The sequence below is a fragment of the Curtobacterium sp. MCLR17_058 genome, from assembly GCF_003234705.2.
GTDB classification, from domain to species: Bacteria; Actinomycetota; Actinomycetes; order Actinomycetales; family Microbacteriaceae; genus Curtobacterium; species Curtobacterium flaccumfaciens.
On the sequence record NZ_CP126262.1, the window covers coordinates 148,058 to 163,020 of the forward strand.

General features: G+C 72.0%; 14 protein-coding genes. 9 read left to right on the plus strand and 5 right to left on the minus strand.

What is annotated here, in order from left to right; all coding sequences use genetic code 11:
* From DEJ11_RS00700 to DEJ11_RS00710, 3 genes are all read right to left on the minus strand, one after another.
* Positions 1–669 (minus strand): GntR family transcriptional regulator, encoded by a 669-nt coding sequence (locus tag DEJ11_RS00700; RefSeq protein ID WP_111040019.1) that lies wholly within the window; start codon positions 667–669, stop codon positions 1–3.
* Between the two features lie 92 nt (positions 670–761).
* A complete protein-coding gene (locus DEJ11_RS00705) occupies positions 762–1,739 on the minus strand; it encodes an acrylyl-CoA reductase family protein (RefSeq protein WP_111105133.1) in 978 nt (325 codons plus the stop codon).
* 380 nt (positions 1,740–2,119) lie between these two features.
* Positions 2,120–3,148 carry a 6-phosphofructokinase gene (locus DEJ11_RS00710; protein WP_071404484.1) on the minus strand — a complete coding sequence of 343 codons (1,029 nt, stop codon included), beginning with the start codon at positions 3,146–3,148 and terminating at the stop codon, positions 2,120–2,122.
* 73 nt (positions 3,149–3,221) lie between these two features.
* On the opposite strand from DEJ11_RS00710, the gene DEJ11_RS00715 reads away from it, so the two are divergent.
* Positions 3,222–4,187, plus strand: coding sequence for a DNA-3-methyladenine glycosylase family protein (locus tag DEJ11_RS00715; RefSeq protein WP_111103283.1), 966 nt, complete (start codon positions 3,222–3,224; stop codon positions 4,185–4,187).
* A gap of 105 nt (positions 4,188–4,292) precedes the next feature.
* Here DEJ11_RS00715 and DEJ11_RS00720 read toward each other — a convergent pair whose 3' ends face one another.
* Complete coding sequence (locus DEJ11_RS00720) at positions 4,293–5,150, minus strand: NAD-dependent epimerase/dehydratase family protein (RefSeq protein WP_111103284.1); 858 nt, start codon at positions 5,148–5,150, stop codon at positions 4,293–4,295.
* A gap of 72 nt (positions 5,151–5,222) precedes the next feature.
* Between DEJ11_RS00720 and DEJ11_RS00725 the strand changes: the two genes are divergently transcribed.
* From DEJ11_RS00725 to DEJ11_RS00755, 7 genes are all read left to right on the plus strand, one after another.
* On the plus strand, positions 5,223–5,555 hold the full coding sequence (locus DEJ11_RS00725; protein WP_111103285.1) for a hypothetical protein: 333 nt from the start codon (positions 5,223–5,225) through the stop codon (positions 5,553–5,555).
* Between the two features lie 52 nt (positions 5,556–5,607).
* Positions 5,608–6,972 (plus strand): hypothetical protein, encoded by a 1,365-nt coding sequence (locus tag DEJ11_RS00730; protein ID WP_111103286.1) that lies wholly within the window; start codon positions 5,608–5,610, stop codon positions 6,970–6,972.
* A gap of 89 nt (positions 6,973–7,061) precedes the next feature.
* Positions 7,062–7,589: an AAA family ATPase gene (locus tag DEJ11_RS00735; RefSeq protein WP_111103287.1), complete on the plus strand. Its 528-nt coding sequence runs from the start codon at positions 7,062–7,064 to the stop codon at positions 7,587–7,589.
* A gap of 119 nt (positions 7,590–7,708) precedes the next feature.
* Positions 7,709–8,770 carry a TerC family protein gene (locus DEJ11_RS00740; protein ID WP_111103288.1) on the plus strand — a complete coding sequence of 354 codons (1,062 nt, stop codon included), beginning with the start codon at positions 7,709–7,711 and terminating at the stop codon, positions 8,768–8,770.
* Between the two features lie 42 nt (positions 8,771–8,812).
* A complete protein-coding gene (locus DEJ11_RS00745) occupies positions 8,813–9,502 on the plus strand; it encodes a YceI family protein (protein ID WP_071404490.1) in 690 nt (229 codons plus the stop codon).
* Entirely contained in the window at positions 9,499–10,014 is a 516-nt protein-coding gene (locus DEJ11_RS00750; RefSeq protein WP_071404491.1) for a sigma-70 family RNA polymerase sigma factor, read from the plus strand. The genes DEJ11_RS00745 and DEJ11_RS00750 overlap by 4 nt, the downstream gene beginning before the upstream one ends.
* Positions 10,011–10,718 carry an anti-sigma factor gene (locus tag DEJ11_RS00755; RefSeq protein WP_111028740.1) on the plus strand — a complete coding sequence of 236 codons (708 nt, stop codon included), beginning with the start codon at positions 10,011–10,013 and terminating at the stop codon, positions 10,716–10,718. The genes DEJ11_RS00750 and DEJ11_RS00755 overlap by 4 nt, the downstream gene beginning before the upstream one ends.
* On the opposite strand, the gene DEJ11_RS00760 is transcribed toward DEJ11_RS00755, so the two are convergent.
* A complete protein-coding gene (locus tag DEJ11_RS00760; protein ID WP_111103289.1) occupies positions 10,715–11,194 on the minus strand; it encodes a MarR family winged helix-turn-helix transcriptional regulator in 480 nt (159 codons plus the stop codon). The genes DEJ11_RS00755 and DEJ11_RS00760 overlap by 4 nt on opposite strands.
* A gap of 128 nt (positions 11,195–11,322) precedes the next feature.
* On the opposite strand from DEJ11_RS00760, the gene DEJ11_RS00765 reads away from it, so the two are divergent.
* Positions 11,323–14,892, plus strand: coding sequence for a proline dehydrogenase family protein (locus DEJ11_RS00765; RefSeq protein WP_111103291.1), 3,570 nt, complete (start codon positions 11,323–11,325; stop codon positions 14,890–14,892).
* Positions 14,893–14,963 lie beyond the last annotated feature (71 nt).

Below are 14,963 nucleotides of genomic sequence, written 5' to 3' on the forward strand. Positions count from 1 at the left end.
TCAGCCGCGGTCGGCGCGGACCGCCTCGATGTGCTGTTCGAAGTTGCGGGTGAGGGCGCGGCCGGCCTCGGCAGCGCCTTCGCCGTCGCGCTCGGTGAGTGCTTCGCGCAGGATCGAGAAGAACGCCTCGGACCCGTACTGCTCGAACGCCGGCGTGGGGTTGAGTGTGAAGCGGACCCGCTCCATGGCACCGACCGCGGCGTTCTGCACCAGGGGGTTGCCGGAGTGCTCGACCGCGAACTCGATGATCTCGTTGAGGGCGCCGCTGAAGCCGTAGTCCCGCACCTTGCGCATGCGGTCGGCCTTGTCGAGCAGCGTGCTGAGGGCCTCGACGTCCTCGTCGCTGTACTCGGGGACGCCCCAGCGCAGGCTGAGCTCGAAGAACCCGGCGGTCGCGCGGGTCGCGGTGACCCAGTCCTCGAAGGTCGGGGTGGCGACGCGGGTGTACCGGTTCGCCTCCATCTCGACCAGGCCGATGTCGACGAGCTTCGCGATCGCCTCGCGGATCGGGGTGCGACTCACACCCAGCCACTGGACCAGCTCGTCGTCGTTCAGGCGCTCGCCGTGCTGCAGTGTGCCGTCGCGGAGGGCCGCGAGCATCTTGTCGTACACGACGTCGCGCAGGAGCTTCCGGGGAGAGCTCTCCACGGTGGACTTGGGGACCGGCATGTCATCTCCTCGAGGACGAAATCGACACTCGAAATCCTAGCGTGCCAATATGCAAACGTTTGCTAAATGAATCGCCCGGAAAGCACGCCGGATCAGCCCGTGACGGCGACGACCGTGCGTCCGTGCACCCGTCCCGCGACGACCTCGGCCCCCACCGCGATGGCCTGCTCGGGCGTCACCGTGCGGGTGACGTCCGCCAGGAGCGCCGCGTCGAGGTCGGTCGCCAGTCGGTCCCACGCCCGACGACGGAGCTCGAGCGGGGCGTCGACGGAGTTGATCCCGAGCAGCGACACCGACCGCAGGATGAACGGCAGCACGGTCGTCGGCAGTGCGGAGTCCTGCGCCAGCCCGCACGCTGTCACGGCACCACCCCACCGGGTCGAGGCCAGGACGTTCGCCAGCGTGGCCCCGCCGACGCTGTCCACCGCTCCGGCCCAGGTGGCACGCTGCATCGGCTTGCCCGGCTCGGACAGGGTGCCGCGGTCGACCACCTCGGTGGCCCCGAGCCGGCGGAGCGAGTCCGTGTTGGCCGCGCGACCGGTCGACGCCGTGACCCGGTACCCGCGGGCCGCGAGGAGTGCGATCGCCACGGTGCCGACCCCGCCGGATGCCCCGGTCACGAGCACCGGCCCGTCGTCCGGCGCGACGAAGCGCTCCAACGCCAGCACACTGAGCATCGCCGTGAACCCCGCGGTGCCGATGGCCGCCGCGAACGAGTCGTCGATCGCTTCGGGCAGCACGACGAGCGACCCCGACGGCACCACGGCCTGCGTTGCCCAGCCCCCGTGCCGGGTCTCACCCAGGCCAGCGCCGTTCAGCACCACCCGGTCACCGATCGCGACCTCGTGCACGCCCGGTCCGAGCCCCGACACCGTGCCGACGACGTCGATCCCCGGCACCAGTGGGTCGAGCGGGGCGACACCGGGGTTCCGCGCGAGGGCCAGGCCGTCCTTGTAGTTGACGCTCGAGTACGTGACGTCGACGAGGGCCTCGCCCTCGGCCGGATCCGGCAGGTCGACGTCGGTGACGGTGGGCGGGGCTGCACTGGACACGAGGACGGCGCGGGTCATGCGCCGGACGCTACCCCGGGCCTCCCGGCCTTCGGTCCGTTCTTTCCCAGAACGCGCGCGATGCCTGGTGATCTGACCCGGCGCAGAGTCGGCGGGTCCGTCGGCGTACCCGTTCTTTCCCAGAACGTGCGCGATGCCTGGTGGATTCGGGCGTACCGGGCCAGAACATCCGACGAGGTATGCCCGATTCGACCAGGTACGCCCGATCTGACCCGGCGCAGACTCGGCGGACCAGTCGGCCTGCCCGTTCTTTCCCAGAACGCGCGCGATGCCTGGTGGATTCGGGCGTACCGGGGCAGAACAACCGACCAGGTATGCCCGATCTGACCAGGTACGCCCGAAACAGCCCAGCCCAGCCCAGCCCCCAGCCCCCGCCCCACTCAGCCGAACATGATGGCGGCCTCGTCGAACCGCGCCTGCGGCACGGTCTTGAGCTCCCCGAGCGCCTCCTCGAACGAGACGTGCTCGATCTCGGTGCCCCGCAGCGCCACCATCCGGCCCCAGCGCTCCTCGACGACCGAGTCGATCGCCGCCAGCCCGAGCCGGGTCGACAGCACCCGGTCGTACGCGGTCGGCGTGCCACCGCGCTGGATGTGCCCCAGGGTCGTGGCCCGCGTCTCGATGCCCGTCATCTCCTCGATGAGCGGCGCGAGGCGCTCGCCGATGCCACCGAGCCGCGGGCGCCCGAATGCGTCGAGCCCGCGCTCCGTGTGCGCCGTGTCCTCGTGGTCGGGGACGAAGCCCTCGGCCACCACCACGAGCGGCGCGCGACCGCGGTCGTAGGCGGCCCGCACCCACTTCGCGATCTGTTCCATGCTCGTCTTCTGCTCCGGGATGAGGATCGCGTGCGCACCCGCGGCCATGCCGGAGTGCAGCGCGATCCAGCCCACGTGTCGACCCATCACCTCGGCGACCATGCAGCGCGAGTGCGACTCGCCCGTGGTGCGCAGGCGGTCCATCGCCTCGGTCGCGATGGCGACGGCGGTGTCGAAGCCGAACGTGTAGTCGGTCGCGCCCAGGTCGTTGTCGACCGTCTTCGGCACGCCCACGATCTGCAGGCCGGCGTCGGTCAGGCGCTTCGCGGCGGCCAGGGTGCCCTCGCCGCCGATCGCCACGATCGCGTCGATGCCGTGCCGCTGCAGGGTCGCGGAGATGTTCTCGAACCCGCCGTTGGGGCCTTCGAACGGGTTCGTGCGGCTGGTGCCGAGGATCGTGCCGCCCTGCTTCGCGATGCCCTGGATGTCCTTGCGGCCGAGCGGAACGATGTCGCCGTCGACCACCCCGCGCCACCCGTCGCGGAAGCCGACGAAGTCGTGTCCGTAGATGGCGATGCCCTTGAGGACGATCGCGCGGATGACCGCGTTCAGGCCGGGGCAGTCGCCTCCGGAGGTGAGGATGCCGATGCGCATGGGAACTCCGTCGTCGGGTGGTGGGGATCAGTGCCCATCATGACTGACGGTGGTTCCGCATTACCATCCCCGTGTGTCCCTGCTCGCTTCCGCCACCGTCGACGCCGCTGGTGCGTCCGGTGACGCGTCTCGCGTCGACACGGTGTACCGGCCTGGAGGCGCGGTGGACGTCGCGTCGACCCTGCGGCCCCTGCAGCGCGGCTCCGGCGACCCGGCCTTCCAGGTGGTCGGCGGCGTCGTGTGGCTCGCGCTGCGCACGCCCTCCGGCCCCGCTTCCGTGGCGATCCGGCGGGCCGGCGACACCATCGCGGTGTCGGCGTGGGGGAGCGGTGCGTCGTGGGCGGTCGAGCACGCCCCCGATCTGCTCGGACGCGGCGACGACTGGTCGTCGTTCGACGTCTCGGGCAACGAGTTCCTCGCCGCGGCACGACACCGGCAGCCCGGGCTCCGGCTGCTCCGCACGAACACCGTCGTCGCGATGCTCGTGCCGGCGATCATGGAGCAGAAGGTGACCTCGCGGCAGGCGTGGGGCGCGTGGCGGTACCTGCTCCGTCGGCACGGCACCCCGGCGCCCGGTCCGGCACCCGCGGGCATGATGGTGCCGCCGGATGCTCGGACGTGGGCACGTATCCCGAGCTGGGAGTGGCACCGGGCAGGCATCGAACCGGGGCGCTCGGCCACCGTGATGCGCGCCGTGAAGCTCGCGCCGGCACTCGAACGGACCCTGGCGCACGGGCGCGGCGGCGAGGTCGTCTCCACGAAGTTGCAGTCGATCCCTGGGGTCGGTCGGTGGACCGCCGCCGAGACCGCGCAGCGCTCCCACGGCGACCCGGACTCGCCGAGCGTCGGGGACTTCCACGTGCCGGCGCTCGTCGGGTGGGCGCTCACCGGTGCCCCGGTCGACGACGACGGGATGCTCGAGCTGCTCGAGCCCTGGCGCGGGCACCGGGAGCGGGTCGTGCGGTTGATCGGTGGCTCCGGGTTCCGGAAGCCGTCGTTCGGGCCGCGGATCACGATCCAGGACCACCGCGGCCACTGAGCGCGTCTGTCGGGCGGGTGTGTGGGTCCGCAAAACACCGGTGTTCGCGCATTGCACACCGGCACGTGGGTGTTCGGAGTGCGAACACCGGTGTCTCGCGGGGCGTCAGGGGTGGCGTGTGCCCGCGCCCGCCAGCACGGCGCGGTACCCCTCGCGGAACGTCGGGTACTGGGGTGTCCATCCCGTCGACCGGAGGAGCGCGTTCGACAGGCGCTTGTCGCCGCCGGCCTGCCGCGCGTCACCGTCACCCGTCGACGGCTCGGCGACGTCGAGTTCGTCGGCCAGGAACCGCAGCACGTCGTCCAGCCGGCTCGGCTCGTCGTCCGTCCCCAGGTAGAGCGGTGCCGGGTCCGGCAGCGCCGCCAGGTGCACGAGTGCGGCGGCGGCGTCGTCGCGGTGGATGCGGTTGGTGTGCGGTGAGGTCCCCGGTGCCAGCCGTGCGGCACCGGACCGGACCTGTTCGATCAGTCGCTCGCGGCCGGGGCCGTAAACGCCCGACAGCCGGACCAGCACGGCGCCGGGAGCGCGCTCGCGCAGCAGGACCTCCGCCTCGACCAGGACCTCGGCGGTCGGGGTCGCACCGCGCGCCGGGGTCTCCTCGGTGACTTCGCTGCCGTCCGAGACGTCGTACACGGCGGTCGAGGACACGACGAGCACCCGCGGGCCGGCCTCCGAGGCGTCGATGCCGTCGAGCACGTTGCGCAGCCCGTCGACGTAGGTGGCGCGGTACTCGTCGACGTCGCGGCTGCCCGCGGCGAAGGCCACGACGACGACGCTCGTGTCGGCGGGGATCTCGGGGACCTCGTGGCGCAGGTCGACGCTCCGGCCGGTGATCGGCGCGGGGACCAGCTCGGCACGGCGGCGGAGTCCGATCACGCGGTGGCCCTGGTCGGCGAAGCGCAGGCCGGCTTCGGTCCCGAGGTCGCCGCATCCGGTGATGACGACTGTCGTGGAGTTCTGCACGGCTCGACCTTGGCACGGCCGGTTGGTGGTAGGCGGGGAAGCGCGCACATCACGGATCACTAGGGTCGGCGCATGGGGCGGCAGCGGCGACGGGTGGTGCGTGACGTGGCGATCGCCCTGCCCCCGGTCGTCGAGATCGTGCTCGTCGTCGCCGGCTCGATCGTCTCCGTCGGAGCCGAGGGGGAGAGCGCGGAGTCGTGGGCGCCGTTGTCGTGGCCGCTGTACGCCGTCCTCGTGACGTTCCCGTTCGCGGTCGGCGCGCTCGTCGCGGCGGTGCGGCTCCGCGGACTCGAGGCCAGGACGCCGGCGATCTGCTTCGCTGCCCTGTCGGTGGCCGTGGGTGCCATCCCCTTCGTCGGGATGCTGAGCGTCTTCGTACAGTTCTGGAGCATCTCGTCTAGATGAGAACGGTTATCGTCTAGACGACCGTCATCCGACACTGCACCCCAGGAGCCCCATGTCCGCTCGACCTCCACGTCTCCTCCCCGCCCTCGTCCTCGCGGGGCTCGTCCCCCTCGTCGCCACCGCGATCGCCGTCCCCGCGTCGGCTGCACCCGCCGTGACGCGGACCGCCCACCACAGCTGGCTCGTCACGGCTGACCCGACGGCGAAGCGCGTGTACGTCAACGACGCCGTGACCGGTCGGCGGACCGCCACCCTGAGCGGGATCGAGTTCGGCACCCACGCGGGCTCCGTGCAGCTCGGCCACGGGCAGATCGCGTTCATGGACGAGTCGAAGCCGCAGCTCGACGTCCTCGCCATCGGCCCCCGCGGCACGGCGCACATCGCCCAGCACTACGCGATCCCCAACGCCGACGAGCGCTGGGAGCGTGCCGGCTGGCTGTCGACCGACACCGCGCGCCGGCACCTGGCGGTCGGCTCCGACTTCGACGGCTCCGAGCGGCAGCGGGTCACCGTCATCGACCTCCGACGGAAGACGGAGCGCACCGCCCGGATCGACACCTCGGCGGTGCAGCTCGCCACGACGGGCAAGCGCGGCACCGAAGAGGTCGAGACGTTCCTGGTCGGCAGCCCCCTGCGCCTGGTCGTCACCGCGGGCGGGCGCCTCGACGCCTACTCCGTCTCCGCGATCATGCGCGGCGCGACGCACCCGCGCCCCGTCGCGACCACGCCCCTCGGCGCGTACCCGCACGGCCCGATCGTCAACGCCACCGGGACGGTGATCGGCTCCGACCTCGCCGCCGGCGTGCAGACCGTGCGGGTGACGCGGACCGGCTTCACGGGCTCCCGGTCCGTCGCCTACCCGAAGCCGAGCGTGCAGAGCTACCGCCCCCGCATGGCGCCGGACGGGACGACCGTGGTCGGCACCCAGGCCGGCAGCACGGCTGCCGGTACCCCGTGGAACGCCGTCCCCGCGTACCTGACCACCTCGTCGACGGCGTCCAGCGGGATCAGCAGCGTCGAGCTCGGCACCGGGTCCTTCACCCGGGTCGCCGTCACCGCCCGGTTCGCCGCCGTCGCGCTGACGTCGGGCACCGGGGACTCGCTCGTCCTGGTGCGGAAGCAGGCCGACGGTGTCTACTCCGGCCCGACGACCTCGGTCGCGCTCACGCCGCTCCGCAAGGGCCCCGTCGCCGGACAGCCGGCCACCGGGGCGTCGGTGCGGTTCACCGCGGCGACCGAGGACGGCCGCAGCGTGTTCGTGACACGGGGCGACGAGGGGAAGATCACCCAGATCGACACCACCGGTGCGAAGCCCTCCGTGCTCCGCACCATCACGCTGCCCACGGCGCTCGCCGGGGGTGGGTACCTGACGACGGTCGACTCGACGGTGGCCCCGTACGACCTCAGCGGTCGCTGACAGGCCGACCGACCGGCCGAACCGCTGACTGCCCGGCCGACCCCAGCCGCCGACCGCCCCTCGGGGTGGTCGGCGGCTAGGGTCCTGGTGTGATCGTCTGGTTGAACGGAACCCACGGGGCGGGCAAGACCACGACGAGCCGACTGCTCCAGCCGCTGCTGCCCGGCTCGCGGATCCTCGATGCCGAGAAGGTCGGCGAGGTGCTGATGGACGTCACACCGGGGCTGCCGGAGAGCGACAACTTCCAGCACTGGGACCCGTGGCGGCCGCTCGTGGTCGAGACCGCTCGCCGGGTGCACGACTACGTGGGCGGGCCGCTCATCATGCCGATGACGGTCCTGGTCGAGGCGTACTGGCGTGAGATCGCCGCGGGGCTCGCGGACCACGGCATCCCGGTCCGGCACTTCGTGCTGCACGTCGACGAGTCGACGCTCCGCAACCGGATCCAGAACGACCCGATCGTGGGGCCGTCCACGTTCCGGTTCGCGTACGTCGACGCCTACGCCGAGGCGGCTCGCGGCTGGCTGCACGCCGAGGCAGAGGTCATCGACGCGACCGACGTCCCCGCCACCGAGGTGGCCCGGGCCGTCGCGGACGCGGTGACGGCAGAGCGCTGACAGCACGGCTCTGTCCGCCGCACGCAGCCCCGGGGTTCGCCACCGCCCGGATCATGCCGGAGACTGGTGCGGGTCGCTCACGAAGCTGCCCGCCCCACCACCAGCAAGGAAGGCTCCGCATGCCCGAGCTCCCCGTCGTGTTCGAAGTCGGCTCGATGATCGCCCTGGTCGCGATCCTGCTCGCCGACCTGCTCATCGTCGCGCGTCGCCCGCACGTGCCGACGCTGCGCGAATCCGGCATCTGGGTGGGCATCTACGTCGGGCTGGCACTGATCTTCGCGGTGCTCATGCTGGTCTTCGCCGGTGGCGACTCCGCCGGGCAGTTCCTGGCGGGCTGGCTGACCGAGTACAGCCTGAGCATCGACAACCTGTTCGTGTTCGTCATCATCATGGCGCGCTTCTCGGTGCCGAAGAAGATCCAGCAGGAGGTGCTGCTGCTGGGCATCATCATCGCGCTCGTGCTCCGCGGCATCTTCATCCTGGTCGGCGCGCAGCTCATCGAGAACTTCTCGTGGATCTTCTACATCTTCGGCGCCTGGCTGATCTGGACGGCGATCCAGCAGCTCCGCGGCGAGGACGAGGACGACCAGAAGGACACCTTCATCGTCCGGCTGCTGCGCCGCCGGGTCCGTCTCACCGACACGTACGACGGCATGAAGTTCCGCACCCACCACGACGGTGTCCGGCACTTCACGCCGCTGCTCATCGTGCTCATCGCGATCGGCACCACGGACCTGCTGTTCGCGCTCGACTCGATCCCGGCGATCTTCGGCATCACCGAGAGCCCCTTCATCGTGTTCACCGCGAACGTCTTCGCGCTGATGGGTCTGCGCCAGCTCTACTTCCTGCTGGGCGGCCTGCTCGAGCGTCTGGTCTACCTGAAGTACGGCATCGCCGTGATCCTGGCGTTCATCGGCGTGAAGCTCGTCCTGCACGCGCTGCACGACAACGAGCTGCCGTTCCTGAACGGCGGCCACCACATCGAGTGGGCGCCGGAGATCAACACGTGGGTGTCCCTGCTGGTGATCGTCGCCGCGATGGCCGTGTCGACGCTGGCGAGCCTCGTCCGGATGCGCGGGGAGACCCCCGCCGACGCCGTGACCGCGGACGACACAGCGGGGGACGACGACCGGTCCGACCGGGACCGCGCCGACCAGGACCGCGCCCGCACCTCCGACTGAAACCCGTTTGAACGATCTGCCCGGCTGCCTCGTCGTCTGGGTATGGCACTCCGCAAACGAACCAAGGTCATCATCGGGATCTCCGCCGGCGTCGTCGTCGTCGCGGCAGCAGCCGTCATCGCCGGCCCGGTCATCTACGCGAACACCGTCAACGGCCAGGCCGCCGCCGCACCCTCGCTGTCGGCGTCCTCGTCCGGCACCCTCGACGCGAAGGACGCCGACGGCACCTGGACCAGCAAGAGCAGCTCGTACGCCGGGTACCGGGTGCACGAGGTCCTGCAGGGGAATGATGTGAACGTGGTCGGTCGCACGAAGGACGTCAAGGGCACCGCCGTCGTCGACGGTGGGTCCCTCACCAAGGCGTCCGTCACCGTGCAGGTCGGCAAGATCAGCACCCCCGAAGCCGCCCGCGACGAGTACTTCCGCTCCACCGCGCTGCAGACCGACAAGTACCCCACGGCGACGTTCGAGCTCACGAAGCCCGTCGACGTCACGAAGGCGCTCGACGGCTCCACGCAGGACGTCACCCTGACCGGGACGATGGACCTGCACGGCGTCGAGAAGCCGGTCACGGCCGACGCCCAGGTCGCGGTCGGCAAGGGCGGGACCGTCCAGGTCGCCGGCACCGTGCCGATCACCTTCGCCGACTACGGCGTGAAGGCCCCGTCGCTCGGCTTCGTCACCGTGGACGGGAAGGGCTCCGTCGAGTTCTCCCTCGACCTCGGGAAGTGACCGTGACGAGTCGTTCCGCGGACGAGCTGCTCGCGACGCTGTACCGCGAGCACGGTGACGCGCTCACGCGGTACGTCCGGCACCTCACGCGGGACGGCTCGACGGTCGAGGACGTCGTGCAGGAGACGATGGTCCGCGCCTGGCAGCGTCCGGCCGTGCTCGAACGGGCACCCGACAGCGCGCGGGCGTGGCTCTTCACGGTGGCGCGCAACCTGGTGGTCGACGACGCACGGTCGGCCCGCAACCGCCGTGAGCACGGCACCGAGCACCAGGTCGAACGGATCGAGTCGGACAGCACGGATGCCGTGCTGGACCGGATCGTGGTCGCCGACGCACTCGCGTCGCTGAGCCCGGACCACCGTCGCGTGGTGGTGGACGCGTACTGGCTCGGGCACACGGTGCCGGAGATCGCACGACGACACGACATCCCGGAGGGCACCGCGAAGTCGCGGCTGCACTACGGGCTGCGAGCCCTGCGGCTCGCACTGCAGGAACGAGGAGTGACCCGATGAGCGACGACAAGTACGCGGAGTGGGATGCGGCGTACGTCCTCGGGTCGCTCCCGGCGAGCGAGCGGCTGGAGTACGAACGGCATCTCGAGAACTGCGACCGCTGTGCGGCCGCAGTCGCGGAGCTGGTCGGTCTGCCGGGGCTGCTCGGCAAGCTGCCGGCCGACCAGGCGATCGAGATCGCAGAACCGGACGGGAGGCCCGACACCCGTTCCGAGAGCGACCTCGCCTCCGTCGCGCACCGCGTCCGACACCGTCGCCGCCGTCGCCGGGTCTGGGTCGCCGCAACAGCGGGGCTCGCGGTGGTCGCCGCCGTCCTGGGCGGGCTCGCGGTCGGTGCCGCGGGGGAGCGCACCACGGTGCAGGCCGGTGCCGCTCCGACGGCAGCCGCCACCGCCGACCGCTACGACATGACCGGCGTGCAGGGACTCGACGTCCAGCTCGCCATCAGCGGCGAGCAGTGGGGCACCCGCTTCGACTGGGGGTGCTCGTACGGTGGCAAGGAGTGGTCGCCGGACGGGTCGATCCTCTACGACCTGGTGGTCGTCCGGACCGACGGCACGACGCAGACCGTGGGCTCGTGGACGGCTGCCGGCGCGGACGCCCGAGGGCTGTCGGCGTCGACGGACATCCCGCGGGACGAGATCGAGAGCGTGCAGGTCCGGCTGCGCGGTGAGCGCGGCGCGCTCGCCGTCGTCACGCTCTAGCCGACGTCGGCCTCGTCCGAGGCGTCGTCGGGGCCGATGGCGTCCTGGACGCGCGCGCTGACGGACCGCAGCGTCTCGGCGTCGGTCCCCACGGGCCTCCAGAACAGGTCCTCGAGCGCACCGGTGTGCGCGCGGATGCCGGCGAGCACCGCGCGACGGCCGTCAGAGGTCATCACCACCCAGCTGCCGCGGGCGTCGCTCGGGCAGTCCGCCCGCTCGACCAGGCCGCGGGAGACCATCCGCGTGACCTGGTGGCTGACGCGCGACTTCTCCCACCCGATCCCCGCGGCGATGTCCCGGACGCGCAGACGGCGGTCGGGGTCGCGGTGCAGGCCGATCAGGATCTCGAACTCGGGGACGGAGATGCCGGCGCCCGCCTGGACGGCCCGGTCGAGCGCCCGGTCGAGTCGTCGCCAGGCGTCGTGGTACGCGTCCCAGGTGGCCCAGTCGTGGCCACCGTTGCCCTCCGTCGACATGCCGACCAGCGTATCCACCGGGCGGGCGATCGGACCGCGCCGCGAGCCCTTTCATCCGCTCGGATGACTCCTGGCCGACGTACGGCGTGCTCCGAGGTCGCGTCGGACGTGCGGCATACGATCGGGGGATGCCGAGCGCTCGCCTCCAGGACACCACCGATGACGCCGTCGCGCTCGTGCGCCGGTGGCTGGCGGCGTCCGCCGGGGTGAAGCCCGACCCGGGTGCGGTCCGTCTGGCCGAGGTCCTGCGCGACGAACAGGGCCTCGACTTCACCCGCGGGTTCGTGGACAAGGTCATCCGCCCCGAAGACCCCCGGGTCGCCGCTCGCAACCTCGAGCAGCTGAGCCGTGACGTCCCCGACTTCCTCGCCTGGTACCTGCGCGGCGCGGTGACGCTCGGCGGTGGGTTCGCCACCATGGCGCCGTGGGCCGTGATCCCGACCGCGCGCCGGATCCTGCGCCGGATGACCGGGCACCTGGTCATCGACGCGAGCACGAGCAAGCTCGGACCGGCCCTCGCCAAGGTCCGCGGTCCGGGCACGCGACTGAACGTGAACCTGCTCGGCGAAGCCGTCCTCGGCAGCGCCGAGAGCGACCGACGCCTGCAGGGCACCATGGACCTGCTCGCCCGCGACGACGTCGACCACGTGTCGATCAAGGTGAGCGCCGTCGTGCCGCAGACCTCGCCGTGGGCCTTCGACCAGACGGTCGAGCGCGTCGTCGACCGGCTGGTCCCGCTCTACCGCCTGGCCGCGGCGCCGACGGCCGCCGGACGCCCGGCCAAGTTCATCAACCTCGACATCGAGGAGTACCGCGACCTCGACGTCACCCTCGCCGTGTTCCGGGCGCTGCTCGATCGTGACGAGTTCGCCGACCTGCCGGCCGGCATCGTGCTGCAGGCCTACCTGCCCGACGCAGCGGGAGCACTCGACGCGCTGACCGCGTGGGCGCAGGAACGCCGGGCGCGCGGCGGCGCCCCGATCACGGTGCGGCTCGTCAAGGGCGCGAACCTCGCCATGGAGCACGTCGACGCGATCCTGCACGGGTGGCCCCTCGCCACCTGGGGCAGCAAGCGCGAGACCGACACCGCCTACCTCCAGATGCTCGACGCCGCACTGACGCCCGAGCGCACCGACGCCGTGCGCATCGGGGTCGCCGGGCACAACCTGTTCGACCTCGCCACCGCGTGGGTGCTCGCCCAGCGCCGCGGGGTCACCGACGCCGTCGACGTCGAGATGCTGCTCGGCATGGCGTCCACCCACGCCCAGGCCGTCCGGGCCGACGTCGGCCAGATCCTGCTCTACACACCCGTCGTGCAGCCGGACGAGTTCGACTCGGCCATCGCGTACCTGGCCCGTCGCCTGCAGGAGAGCGCGAGCCCCGAGAACTTCATCGCCGCCGCGTCCGACATCGACCACGACGCCAGCGCCTTCGAGCGGGAGCACAGCCGGTTCCTGGCGTCCGTCGCCGCACTCGACGAGCCCGTCCCCGCCACCCACCGCACGCAGGACCGCCACCGTGCCCTCGGCGAACCCGTCCTGCGCGACGCGTTCCGCAACGCCCCCGACACCGACCCGTCCATCGCTGCGAACCGGGCCTGGGCGCTCGACGTCCTGCGCCGGGTGCCGCGCTCGCAGCTCGGCGCGCAGACGATCCGCGGTGCGAAGGTCGCCGACCGGTCCAAGCTCGAGCGGATCATGGCGCGCACCGCCCAGGCCGGCGTGAACTGGGGGCGGCAGGACCCGTCCGACCGTGCCGAGCTCCTCGACCTCATCGGGCACGAACTCGAGACCCGCCGTGCCGACCTGATCGAGGTGATGGCCGCCGAGACGGGCACGACCTTCGCCGAGGCCGACGCCGAGGTGACCCAGGCCGTCGACGCCGCCCACTACTACGCCGAGAGCGCCCGCCGCCTCGGGGACATCGAGGGCGCGCAGTACGTGCCGCCGCGGCTGACCGTCGTCGTGCCGCCGTGGAGCTCGCCCATCGCGATCCCCGCCGGTGGCGTGCTGGCGGCGCTCGCCGCGGGCAGCGGTGTCGTGCTCAAGCCCGCGCCCGAGGCCAAGCGCTCCGGCGCCGTGCTCGCCGACGTGCTCTGGGACGCCGGGGTGCCGCACTCGCTGCTGCAGCTCGTCGACCTGGCCGAGGACGAACTCGGCCGCGACCTCATCGGCCACCCCACGGTCGACCGCATCATCCTGACCGGCTCGTCCGACACCGCCCGTTCGTTCCGCTGGTGGCGTGCGGGGCTGCCGCTCACCGCCGGGACGAGCGGCAAGAACGCCATCGTCGTCACGCCGAGCGCCGACCTCGACCTGGCGGTGCAGGACATCGTGCAGTCCGCCTTCGGGCACGCCGGACAGCAGTGCTCGGCGGCGTCCCTCGTGATCCTGGTCGGGTCGGTGGGGGAGAGCGAGCGCTTCCAGCGGCAGCTCGTCGACGCCACCCGCACGCTCCGGGTCGCGTGGCCGGACGACCCCACGGCGCAGGTCGGCCCGCTCATCGCCGAACCGCAGGGCACGCTCCGCCAGGGGCTGACCGAACTCGGGCCGGGGGAGTCCTGGCTCGTGCAGCCCGAGGCGGTCGACGACTCAGGCCGGCTCTGGTCGCCGGGCATCCGCGACGGCGTCCGCCCCGGTAGCGACTTCCACCAGACCGAGTACCCCGGCCCGGTGCTCGGCATCATGCGCGCCGAGACCCTCGAGCAGGCCATCGCCATCCAGAACGGCACCGACTTCGGGCTGACGGCGGGCATCCACTCGCTCGACGTCGACGAGGTGTCCGAGTGGCTGGCTCGCGTCCGCGCCGGCAACCTCTCCGTCAACCGCGGCATCACCGGTGCCGTCGTGGGACGCCAGCCGTTCGGCGGCTGGAAGGGCTCCTCGGTCGGCACCGGCACCAAGGCCGGCGGGCCCATGTACGTCGCGACGCTCGGCCGCTGGCTGCCCACGCCCCGGACCGTGCACAAGAGCATCCAGCTGCACGGCCTGCCCCCGCGCGTCACCGCGGTGATCGAGGCCGCACGCAGCGGGCTGTCCTTCGAGGAGTTCGACCGCGTCCGCGCCGGGGCCCTGAGCGACGTGCATGCACGAGAGACCCTCTTCCGGTCGCGGGACCTGTCCGGGCTCGTGGTGCAGCGGAACGTGCTGCGCCACCGCCCCCAGTCCGTCATCGTGCGCCAGGCCGAGGACGCCTCGACCGTGGACCTCGTCCGGACGCTCGTCGCCGCGACCTCGGCACGTGCGCACGTCCTGCTCAGCACAGCTCGCCCGCTACCCGGCCCGCTCACGCAGCTGCTGGCGGGGAACCGGTCGCCGCTCGACGTCGTCGACCACCTGGTGGAGTCCGATCAGGAGTTCCACGCCCGCGCGTCGTCGGGGGCCGTGTTCCAGGCGGACTGGTCCACCGACCAGGACGACCAGCCCGTCGACGCGCTCGAGGCCGTGCTGTCACAGGGGCAGGACCGCCCGGCCCACACGGCGTTCGGTGGTCCCGGTGCCCGGATCCGGTTGCTCGGCGGTGACCCGCTCGCCCTCGAGGAAGCCCTGGGTGCGAGCATCGACGTCGCGATCCACGACGCCCCCGTGGTCGAGGCCGGCGTGATCGAGATGCTGCCGTACCTGCGCGAGCAGTCGGTGTCGATCACCGCGCACCGGTTCGGCGACGTCGACAGCGACTTCTCCGAGTTGCGCGTGTAGGCGCGTCGCGCTTCGCGCGTCGCGCTTCGCGCGTCTCGCGCGTTCCGCTTGGTGAGCAGAAGAGGTCGGGT